Genomic DNA, 11,587 nt, shown 5'->3' on the forward strand with positions numbered 1-11,587 from the left:
ACCGCGACAGGATTCAAACCTGTAACCGGCTGATCCGTAGTCAGCTACTCTATTCAGTTGAGCTACGCGGCCATTGTAAAACTAATCGAACTTTTTGGTAGTGACCGCGACAGGATTCAAACCTGTAACCGGCTGATCCGTAGTCAGCTACTCTATTCAGTTGAGCTACGCGGCCATTGTTTATTGTTCTTTCGTTTTAACGGGTGCAAAGATACGGACTTTTTTTGAAAATGCAAGCGTTTTACTAAACTTTTTTCTAAAAATTATTCGACGAAACGGGAATTAAACAGCTGCCAGCCTAGTGTTAAACCTACATTCCAATCGTTAGACGGTGAGCTATAGTGATTTACATAGGCACTGATAGAACCGAACGATAATTGAAAGACTAATGAAATTTCTCCAAGATATTCGAATTTTGTGAAAGCTTTCCCGTAATATGCTTGTCCATATTCATCTTTCTTGATAGGAAAGATGGGTATAAATCCATAAAATTCTCCGCGTAATTGAAAAGACTCGCTTAACTGGTAGATGGGCATGGTGCCGACTCCGGCATATTGATTAGCACGGAAAGCCTCATTATAGGTTACTTTGCTATGGGCTGTCGGAGTGAATTCTCCTGCCTGCATTAATGTAGCCGTATAATTGTTGGAGAAATTTCGGGATGAGTAATATGCCTCCAGATACGCTCCCAAAGTAAACTTAGGGCTTACCTTATGGTATGTTTCGTTCTGATATGAAACTTGAAGCCAGGATTGTACTTTTTTATAAGGCTCCGGTGTGCCTTTAGTCACTTTGGATACACCGGATCTGAAATGTTCTGTGCCGGTGAAAATTTGTGCAGCCATTTTTTCACGACTTCCTTGTGTGGCAAATTGGCGGGCATTCAAGGTACTTCCTTCCAATACGATAGAGCCTCCGAAGATAGAATAAGTGCTTTCATCATGTTTTGTCTCGCTGAAGTCGATGATATTGGTTTGGAAGTACCTGTCCTCCATACGGGCTATACCCACACCGAATTCAGCTTTTTTACGGCTTAGAAACGGTAATGACACCTTCAATTTTACAAACTCTTCCCTTTTCTTGTTGAAAGCCGGATTGTCTTTGTTGGAAAAGAATTTGGCTTCTTTGAAATAATCGAAGGTAGAGATCGAGGCTATGAATTTATAAGATGTAGGCAGTTTGGTTGGAAAATCGATTCGTGCTGCAAGTTGTACATTATTGTAGACCCGGCCTAACTGTCCGTCAAAATTAAATTCTTTTGAATAATAGTTCAAGTTTTGATAAGAAGCACCAAAATAGACTTGATTGGAGCCACTGGAAGACACGTTTCCACCGACACGAACGGAGAGATTGGCCTCCATTTTGACCTGAAGATTCAAGTCGTAGGTTTGGTCTTTCTCATTATAAACGGCATGAGGAATGATTTCGGATATAATATTATCGGACAACAAACGGAAATATGCTCGTTTGACATCCTCCATAGTGAAAACATCGGAGTCGTTTTCATGAAACTCTTTTTGTATATATTGCTTTTGCTGTTCATTGGCACCGGTTATATTAACTCTTTTGAAACGGAAATCCGGTAAATTGCTCTTATAGGCCAGTCGTTTAACTTTCACTTGTTCGGGGGTGATTCTTCGATGAATTCGGCTTTTTATGGAGTCCATCATTTCTATGGCACGTTTATAACCAATGTCATGCAACTCGTCAAAGCGCTGGAAGTCCATTAAATTGACATCATCATATTTAAAAGTCATGAGGATGCCGAGGGAATCGGGTAAAGAGTAATCTGTCTTTTGCATAATCATATTTTCTAGTTGCCCCATAATGTCACCTTCCTTGGGTTTGCCCGGATTGGCGGATACGGCACTTCCTATAATGATATCTGGATGGAAGGTATCACGCATTACATTCACTGGAAAATTATTGTAAATGCCACCGTCGTATGCCAGTATCGAGTCTATTTCGATAGGCTTGAACATGGCAGGAAAACTCATGGAGGCACGTACGGCATCTCCCAGATCTCCTTTTTTCAATATCAGTGGTCTTTTGTTGTACACATCCGAAGCTATACAGCGGAAGGGAATATACAGGCTGTCAAAATTGGCCTTGCTTGCAGCTGTTGCCTGACCGAATAATTGCAGAAATACAATATTCATCTGAATGGGATCTACAATGCTGGTAGGCAAAAACTGAGGTTTGACATTCTTCAGCGAGTCTTTTAAGGAGATACGGATGTTGATAAATTCGGGTGTTGGAGGATTTTTCTTGAAATAATAGATGTATTTCTCTTCCACATTACCTGAATACCAGCGTTTGAAGTCATCGGATTTGAGTAAAGCCTCCATTTCATCGGGAGAATAGCCCATGGCATAAAGTGAACCGACAATGGCTCCCATGGATGTGCCTGCAATATAATCTATGGGGATACCGTTTTCTTCTAATGCGCGGATAATGCCGATATGGGTTAGGCCTTTGGCACCTCCTCCGCTCAGTACCAGTCCCACTTTCTGTGCATGGATGGGAGAAAGTAGTAAAAAGAGAAGAAAAAGTATATATAGATAATGTTTCATGGATGTCGAATCTTTGTATGTGTCGTTCCAAATATAGAAAGAAATCTTCGTTTCCAATCGTTTTTTAGAATAAAAAAGCGCCGGAAATGAACTTCCCGACGCTTTTGATAGCAAAATGTGATAGATTTGTTAAATCAGTTCGATACTGCGTTTTACAAAGTTTGTCAAAGCTTCACCTTTCAACATGTTGTTTTGTAACAGAGCAAGGTCAATCAATTGGCGGATTACTTTGTTACCACCTGCGTATTCACCTAAAACAGCTTCTTTCTTGGTCTTTTCATCGGCCAATTTTTTCTCAACATCACTTAATTCATCTTTTTCTGCTTGAGGTATTTCATCAGCTTTTTTACCTTCCTGTGCTTTGTGAAGTTCGTCGTGACGTTTATTCAGACTGGTCATTTCAGCTTCAATAGGTTCAAGAGCAGCTTTGCAAGAGTTGTCCGCATCATTCAAAACTTGTTTCACCAGTTTGTGGTCGACATTCAGAACCAAGTTAAACATATCCGGCATTTCTCCATAGAAACTCATACCTGCCTGGATATTGGCCATTTCTTTCATACGGCGCATATATTCACTTTGGGTAATCATGATAGGAGTTCCTGTCTCGCCTAAAGATTGTGTTTCCACATTGAATTCCACTTTCTTCATCTGTGGTAACTGACTGCGGAATACGGAAGATAGAATATCGCGTTGGCCAACTTCCAAACTGGCATCTTTGCGCTCTTCTTTAGCAATCAGGTGGTCAATTACATCACTGTCCACACGGGTGAAGCGGCTCTTTTCAAATTTCTGCTCGAGCATACTTACCATGGCTACATCCAGCTGACCATCCATTAACAATACGTTGTAGCCTTTGTTTTTGGCCGCATCAATGTAGCTGTATTGTTCGTCTGCATGGGTAGCATACAGATAAATCAAGTTGCCGTCCTTATCTGTTTGGTTATCTTTGATCAAGCTTTGGTATTCTTCGTAAGTATAATATTTGTCATCTGTGTCTTTCAGCAGAGCAAATTTATTAGCCTTTTCGTAGAAATCTTCTTGAGTCAACATGCCGTAGTTGATGAAAATCTTCAAATCATCCCATTTCTCCTCGAATTCTTTGCAGTCATTCTTAAAAATGGCTTGCAGGCGGTCTGATACTTTCTTAGAAATATAAGTGGAGATTTTCTTCACGTTGGAATCGCTCTGCAAGTAAGAACGGGATACGTTCAACGGGATATCCGGTGAGTCAATCACTCCGTGTAACAGGGTCAGGAAGTCTGGAACAATACCTTCTACCGAGTCGGTGACATAGACCTGGTTGCAGTAAAGTTGGATTTTGTTTTTTTGTAATTCAATGTTGCTCTTCACTTTCGGGAAGTACAGAATACCTGTCAGATTGAACGGATAATCCACATTCAGGTGGATCCAGAACAGAGGTTCGTCTGCCATAGGATATAACTCCCGATAGAATTTCTTATAATCTTCGTCTTTCAGCTCTACCGGTTTGCGTGTCCATAAAGGATAGGTTTCGTTGATTACGTTGTCTTCGTTTGTTTCAACCTGCTTTCCATCTTTCCATTCTTTCTTTTTGCCGAATGCAATGGGGATAGGAAGGAAGCGGCAATATTTAGTCAGCAATGAAGAAATACGTGCTTCTTCCAGAAATTCCTTGCAGTCATCATCTATATAAAGGATAATATCCGATCCGCGGCTTTCTTTTTCAACGTTTTCGATAGTGAACTCAGGGCTTCCGTCGCAAGTCCATTTCACAGCTTGTGCTCCTTCTTGGTGGGATTTTGTGATGATTTCCACTTTTTTGGCTACCATGAAGGCAGAATAGAATCCCAGACCAAAGTGTCCGATGATGGCATTGGCATCATCTTTATATTTTTCAAGGAAGTCGTTAGCACCTGAAAAAGCTATCTGATTGATATATTTGTCGATCTCTTCGGCTGTAAGTCCGATACCCCGGTCGGAAATGGTGATGGTATCTTTTCCTAAGCTTACTTTAATGGTAAGATCTCCCATCTCTCCTTTGAATTCACCTTTAGATGCAAGGGTTTTCAGCTTCTGTGTGGCATCTACTGCATTAGAAACTAATTCACGGAGGAATATTTCATGATCACTGTATAAGAACTTTTTAATGATGGGGAAAATGTTCTCAGTGGTTACCCCAATATTTCCTTTTTGCATACTATTTATGGTTTTAAGTTATTATGTTATATATACGTTTGAATCGTCTTTTTGTTGGATGATGGGCAAAAAAAATGCCAGATACAGTGATATCTGACATTTTGTCTGTTATTTTTTGAATAACTTTGGACTCTTTACTTTTCCACAGTCATGACAATGAGGTCTTTTTCTTTGTCATAGCTTACCTTGATCGTGTCACCAGCTGCCATTTCTGATCCAAGTATCAGCTCGGAGATGCCATCCTCCAAGTTGTTTTGGATGGCACGTTTCAATGGGCGTGCTCCAAACTGTACATCGTAACCTTTGGTGGCTACAAACTTTTTGGCATCTTCGTCAATAACAAGCTTGTAACCAATGTTTTCCACACGACTGTAAAGGCCCTTAAGTTCAATATCAATAATCCGGGTCAGTGCATCCAGATCGAGTTGGTCGAAAGTTATTATTTCGTCCAAACGATTGATGAATTCGGGCGCAAAAGACTTATTCAAAGCTTTTGTAATCACGCTGCGCGAGTATTCTTTGTCATCAGTACGGACCTGGGCGGCAAATCCGATTCCTTTTCCGAATTCTTTCAGTTGGCGGGTTCCAATATTAGATGTCATGATGACTATGGTATTTTTAAAGTCTACAGTTCTGCCATAACTGTCAGTCAACCGACCTTCATCCATCACTTGCAACAATATGTTGAATACATCGGGATGCGCTTTTTCAATTTCATCCAATAAAACGATAGAGTAGGGTTTACGCCTTACTTTCTCCGTCAGCTGCCCACCTTCTTCATAACCTACGTATCCGGGAGGTGCTCCTACCAGACGGGATACGGTGAATTTTTCCATATATTCACTCATGTCAATGCGGATAAGTGCATCTGCTGAACCGAACATTAGTTTCGCTAACTCCTTGGCCAAATGAGTCTTGCCGACACCTGTCGGACCTAGAAACATGAATGTACCAATCGGCTTATTAGGATCTTTCAGGCCTACACGGCTTCTTTGAATAGCTTTTACCAGTGTGGCGATTGCTTTGTCCTGACCGATAACTTTAGAAAGCAGATCGTCTTTCATTCCTAATAATTTCATTCCTTCAGCCTGTGCCATTCTTTGTACAGGTACGCCTGACATCATGGAAACGACTTCAGCTATTTGTTCGTCATCTACCGTTTCCCGGTTTTCCTTCAGACTTTTTTCCCATTCTTCCTTCAGGGTATCAAGCTGATTCGTATATTCTTTCTCTTTGTCACGATAACTGGCGGCCAGTTCGAAATTCTGTAGCCTGACAGCTTCATTTTTAAGAGATTTCATCTCATCAATCAGTTTTTCCTGTTCTTCTATTTCTTTAGGAGCAGTGATATTAGTAAGATGTACGCGCGAGCCGGCTTCATCTAAAGCATCTATCGCTTTATCGGGGAAGTTACGGTCTGTGATATATCGGTCTGTTAGTTTCACACAAGCTTCAAGGGCTGCATCTGTATAGTTCACATTATGATGATCCTCGTATTTATCCTTGATATTTTTCAATATCTGAAGTGTCTCTTCTGCAGTTGTTGGTTCTACAATAACCTTTTGGAACCGACGTTCCAATGCACCGTCTTTTTCAATGTTTTGGCGGTATTCGTCCAACGTCGTCGCTCCGATGCATTGAATCTCGCCTCTGGCCAATGCGGGTTTCAACATATTGGCTGCATCCATTGAGCCCGCTGCAGAACCTGCTCCCACAATAGTGTGGATTTCATCGATGAAAAGAATGATGTTAGGATTCTTCTTCAACTCGTTTAAGATAGAACGAATACGTTCCTCGAATTGTCCACGATATTTAGTGCCTGCGACAACGGCAGTCATATCAAGAGCTATCACTCGTTTGTCAAATAAGATACGTGATACTTTCTTTTCCACAATCCGTAATGCAAGTCCCTCAACAATGGCAGATTTGCCGACTCCCGGTTCGCCAATCAAAATAGGGTTGTTTTTCTTGCGACGGCTCAATATTTGTGCCAGTCGCTCTATTTCCTTCACCCGGCCAACTACAGGATCTAGTTTTCCTTCTTCGGCAGCTTTTGTCATGTCTGTGCCGAAATTGTCGAGTACAGGAGTGTCATTAGCCGGCTTTTTTTGTGCCGGGCGTGCCTGCTGTTGTGCTGCATTTGATTTATTGCCACTTGGACTCTGACGTATATCTTCGTCTTCATCCTCGTCCTCACTGAACCCCAGACCTGCATGGGTGTCTGGTTGTAAAGTGAGTTTGATTTTTTCGTATGTTACGCCATTGCTTTCCAAAACGTGGAAAGCTGCATTATCCTTGACCTTCATAATTGCTAACAAAATATGTTCAGAGTCAGCCGCAATGTTTCTCAATAACTTAGCCTCTAGAATACATAGCTTTAACACTTTGGATGCTTTGTCGTTAAAGCTAATATTCTCGTCATAGGTGGTGTCATTTTCTGCATTGTTTTTCACAATGGCCTCCAACTGATTTTTTATGTCCTGTAAGTTTATTTGCAAATTAAACAAAATCTCGATAGCTTTTCCTTCACCTTCACGTATCAGTCCCAACAACAAGTGTTCGGGACCAATATAGCTATTTCGCAGCCTGTTGGCTTCTTCCTTGCTATACATGATGATATCGGACACTCTTTGTGTAAATTGATTGTTCATAAATTTATCGTCCTCCTAAAGTATAGTATTTATTTCCCAGTGTGCAAAGATACACATAATAACAATGCATACCATTGTTTTCTTATTTATATTAGCATAACAAAATGTATGCCAAGCTTTGACAGGCTAAATGGATTAAACAAAAATAAGGGTTATAGCGAACTATTCACAAAGTAAATGAGAAGTGGGAGTGATAATCACTATATACTATAAAATAAGGTATAGGGATACTTTTTACTTATATAAGTAAAAACATTTAATGGACTTAACTTTTTTATGGGTTTTGTTTCGTATGTCGTATAAAAGTAGTACTTTAGCGTGGTTTTTGGTAAACCAAAAAGATGTATAATTAATATTTGTTTAAATGCTAGAACAAGACAGAATTATAAAGATTAACATCGAAGAGGAAATGAAGTCGTCGTACATTGATTACTCAATGTCAGTAATTGTTGCGCGCGCCCTCCCGGATGTTCGCGATGGCTTTAAACCGGTTCATAGACGTATCTTATATGGTATGATTGAACTGGGAAATACCTCCGATAAAGCTTATAAGAAATCAGCAAGAATTGTAGGTGAAGTTTTGGGTAAATATCACCCGCATGGTGACTCTTCCGTGTATGGAGCTTTGGTCAGAATGGCTCAGGATTGGGCTATGAGATATCCGTTGGTAGATGGTCAGGGTAACTTCGGCTCTGTTGATGGTGACAGCCCTGCTGCCATGCGTTATACGGAAGCAAGATTAAAGAAAATAGGTGAAGAGATGATGCAGGATCTTTATAAGGAAACTGTTGATTTTCAGAATAATTTTGATGACACGTTGCAGGAACCGACTGTCATGCCAACACGGATTCCTAACTTGTTGGTAAATGGAGCATCCGGTATTGCTGTAGGTATGGCAACCAATATGCCTACCCATAATCTTTCTGAAGTAATCGATGCATGTATTGCTTACATTGACAATAATGATATTGATATTGAAGGGCTTATGCAATATGTAAAAGCACCGGATTTCCCTACAGGTGGATATATATATGGTATAAGCGGGGTACGCGATGCTTACGAAACCGGACGTGGTAGAGTAGTGATGCGTGCTAAGGCTGAGATAGAAACTCATACTACACATGACAAGATCATAGTTAATGAAATTCCTTATAATGTAAATAAGAAGGAATTGATTGAAAATATCGCATCTTTAGTCAATGACAAGAAGATTGATGGTATTTCGTATGTAAATGATGAATCCGACCGTGAAGGTATGCGTATTGTTATTGATGTTAAACGTGATGCAAATGCTAGTGTGGTGCTGAACAAATTGTTCAAAATGACAGCTCTGCAAACTTCATTTGGAGTAAATAATATCGCTCTGGTCCATGGTCGCCCCAAAATGTTGAATCTGAAAGATTTAATCAGATATTTTGTAGAACATCGTCATGATGTGGTAATTCGTCGTACTCAGTATGATTTACGGAAGGCACAGGAGCGTGCTCATATTCTTGAAGGATTGATTATAGCTTCTGATAATATTGATGAAGTGATCCGTATTATTCGTGCTGCAAAAACCCCTAATGATGCCATAGCAGGGTTAATAGAGCGTTTTAATCTGAGTGAAATTCAGGCACGTGCTATTGTAGAAATGCGTTTGCGCCAATTAACAGGTTTGATGCAAGATCAGCTTCACGCAGAATATGAAGAGGTGATGAAACAGATTGCTTATTATGAAGAAATTCTTTCAAATGATGAACTTTGTAAAAAAGTAATCAAAGATGAGTTAGTAGAGGTAAAAGAGAAGTATGGGGACGCGCGTCGGTCTGAAATAGTTTATTCTTCAGAAGAATTTAATCCGGAAGATTTTTATGCTGATGATCAGATGGTTATCACGATATCTCATATGGGATATATCAAACGTACTCCTTTATCAGAATTCCGTGCCCAAAATAGGGGTGGAGTTGGATCAAAAGGAAGTGAAACCCGTGATGAAGACTTTGTAGAGCATATTTATCCGGCTACAATGCACAATACTATGATGTTCTTCACTCAGAAAGGTAAGTGCTATTGGTTGAAAGTTTACGAAATTCCCGAAGGAACTAAAAATGCTAAAGGACGCGCTATTCAGAATTTGCTGAATATTGATTCCGATGACGTGGTTACAGCATATCTACGTGTGAAAAACCTTAATGATACCGAGTTCATTAATAGCCATTATGTGCTGTTCTGTACAAAGAATGGCGTCATTAAAAAGACTTTGTTGGAACAATACTCACGGCCTCGCCAGAATGGTGTTAATGCGATAACTATTCGTGAGGATGATAAAGTGATTGAAGTTCGTATGACTAACGGTGATAATGAAATCATTATTGCTAACCGTAACGGGCGTGCAATTCGCTTTCACGAAAGTGCGGTTCGTGTTATGGGACGTACGGCTACAGGGGTGCGTGGTATGACTTTGGATGAAGATGGTGGCGATGAAGTTATCGGTATGATTTGTATAAAAGATCCTGAAGCTGAATCAATTATGGTAGTTTCTGAACAAGGATACGGTAAACGTTCTGATATCGAAGATTATCGTAAGACCAATCGTGGCGGTAAGGGTGTAAAAACGTTGAATATTACAGATAAAACGGGTAAATTGGTAGCTATCAAGTCTGTTACAGATGAGAATGACTTGATGATTATTAATAAATCTGGTATTACAATTCGTTTAAAAGTCGCTGAAGTCCGCATCATGGGACGTGCAACACAAGGTGTGCGATTGATAAATTTGGAGAAACGTAATGACCAAATAGGCTCTGTATGTAAGGTGACATCTGAAGAAGAGGTTACAGATGAAAATTCAAATACAGATCTTGAAAATATAACTGAAGGAGAGAGTGGTGGTACTACTAATTCTGATACTAATTCAGATTTAACTGCCGAAGCAAATAGTGAAGAATAAAATAAATTGTATTATTAAATCCACAAAATCATGAGAAAAGTATTATTTACAGTGGCTTTATTGTTAACAGCTTGCTTTGTGTCTGCACAAGTAAGTGTTGTTAAGGAGGCTAAATCCTTGAAAAGCAAACCTGAAGAAGCTGCAAAAGCTATCGAACCGGCTTTAACTAATCCTGAAACCGCTAATGATCCGGAAACATGGAAATTAGCTGGAGATTTTCAGAAAGCAATTTATGATGAAGAAAACATGAAACTTTATTTACCCGGAGGTCAGGCAGATACAACTAAGCTTTATAACAGCTTAGCTAAGATGTATGACTTCTACTTGAAATGCGATGAAATAGAGCAGGCTAAAGTCCAAAGTGGTGAGTTAAAGAAACCCAAATTCAGAAAGAAGAATGCAGATGCTTTGAAGACTTTGCGTTTAAACCTAGTTAATGGTGGTGGTGATGCTTACAATAAAGGAGATTATGCTGATGCTCTAAAATATTTTGGATTATTTGTTGATGTAGTAAACGAGCCTATGTTTGCTGATGATGATGAGTTGAAGGCTGACACTTTGAATGCATTATATGCTTGTTATGCAACTTTAGCTGCTAATATGCTGAAAGACAATCAAGCTGTCATCAAATATGGCAATATAGGTAAGAATCATAAAGAAGAAGGTTATAGAGCATTAATGTGCTTGGCTGAAACATATGGTCAGAAAGAAGGTGGTGATTCTGCAAAATGGCTTGAAGTAATCAAAGAAGGTACTGAATTGTTTCCTAAGCAAGAATACTTTGTTGGTAATATTATGGATTATTATATTCAAAAAGGTATGGTTGATGAGGGTTTGGCTCAAATTAATAAATTGCTTGCTACGAGTGAAACTCCATACTATCTTTATGTAAAAGGTATCTTATTGTATGAGAAAAAGCAGTATGATGATGCAGTTGCTATATTTAATAAAATTATTTCAAACAACGGAGATTTAGTTGCTGAAGCATATTCAAAGATTGGTGATTGTTATTTTTTCCCAGCCCAGATTATTGTTGAGGAAAATGCAAAGTTAGCTATTGATGATCCCAAATACAATGAAAACGAAAATAAGATTAAAGAGTTGTATGAGAAAGCTAAACCATATTATGAGAAGGCAAAAGAATTAAAGCCTGATAATAAAGCTTTGTGGGGAAATTATTTGCTAAATATTTATTGGAAGTTAAATAGAGCTGAATATGATTCTTTGGAAAAAGAATTAGGATATTAATACGATCT

General features: G+C 39.3%; 5 protein-coding genes and 1 tRNA gene. 2 read left to right on the forward strand and 4 right to left on the reverse strand.

The window, feature by feature from the left end:
• Window positions 1-101: 101 nt before the first annotated feature.
• From RE317_RS14575 to RE317_RS14590, 4 genes are all read right to left on the reverse strand, one after another.
• Window positions 102-175, reverse strand: a tRNA-Arg gene (locus RE317_RS14575).
• 88 nt (window positions 176-263) lie between these two features.
• On the reverse strand, window positions 264-2,573 hold the full coding sequence (locus RE317_RS14580) for a patatin-like phospholipase family protein (RefSeq protein ID WP_008781541.1): 2,310 nt from the start codon (window positions 2,571-2,573) through the stop codon (window positions 264-266).
• A gap of 129 nt (window positions 2,574-2,702) precedes the next feature.
• Complete coding sequence (gene htpG, locus RE317_RS14585) at window positions 2,703-4,748, reverse strand: molecular chaperone HtpG (RefSeq protein ID WP_008668996.1); 2,046 nt, start codon at window positions 4,746-4,748, stop codon at window positions 2,703-2,705.
• A 134-nt stretch (window positions 4,749-4,882) separates the two neighbouring features.
• The gene (locus tag RE317_RS14590) at window positions 4,883-7,399 is read right to left on the reverse strand and encodes an ATP-dependent Clp protease ATP-binding subunit (RefSeq protein ID WP_008668998.1); all 2,517 of its coding nucleotides are present in this window, start codon (window positions 7,397-7,399) and stop codon (window positions 4,883-4,885) included.
• A 364-nt stretch (window positions 7,400-7,763) separates the two neighbouring features.
• Here RE317_RS14590 and gyrA point away from each other — a divergent pair, with 364 nt between their 5' ends.
• Window positions 7,764-10,331, forward strand: a complete 2,568-nt coding sequence (gene gyrA / locus RE317_RS14595; protein WP_005844612.1) for a DNA gyrase subunit A — start codon at window positions 7,764-7,766, stop codon at window positions 10,329-10,331.
• Between the two features lie 30 nt (window positions 10,332-10,361).
• A complete protein-coding gene (locus RE317_RS14600; RefSeq protein ID WP_005852494.1) occupies window positions 10,362-11,579 on the forward strand; it encodes a hypothetical protein in 1,218 nt (405 codons plus the stop codon).
• Window positions 11,580-11,587: the final 8 nt, after the last annotated feature.

The sequence above is a fragment of the Phocaeicola sp. GP0067 genome (assembly GCF_031119655.1).
GTDB classification, from domain to species: domain Bacteria; phylum Bacteroidota; class Bacteroidia; order Bacteroidales; family Bacteroidaceae; genus Phocaeicola; species Phocaeicola vulgatus.

What these genes read in the sequence shown, in the direction of transcription:
- RE317_RS14580 (WP_008781541.1), bottom strand. Translation starts at nt 2,573, where the DNA reads ATGAAACATTATCTATATATACTTTTTCTTCTCTTTTTACTACTTTCT.
- htpG (WP_008668996.1), bottom strand. Translation starts at nt 4,748, where the DNA reads ATGCAAAAAGGAAATATTGGGGTAACCACTGAGAACATTTTCCCCATC.
- RE317_RS14590 (WP_008668998.1), bottom strand. Translation starts at nt 7,399, where the DNA reads ATGAACAATCAATTTACACAAAGAGTGTCCGATATCATCATGTATAGC.
- gyrA (WP_005844612.1), top strand. Translation starts at nt 7,764, where the DNA reads ATGCTAGAACAAGACAGAATTATAAAGATTAACATCGAAGAGGAAATG.
- RE317_RS14600 (WP_005852494.1), top strand. Translation starts at nt 10,362, where the DNA reads ATGAGAAAAGTATTATTTACAGTGGCTTTATTGTTAACAGCTTGCTTT.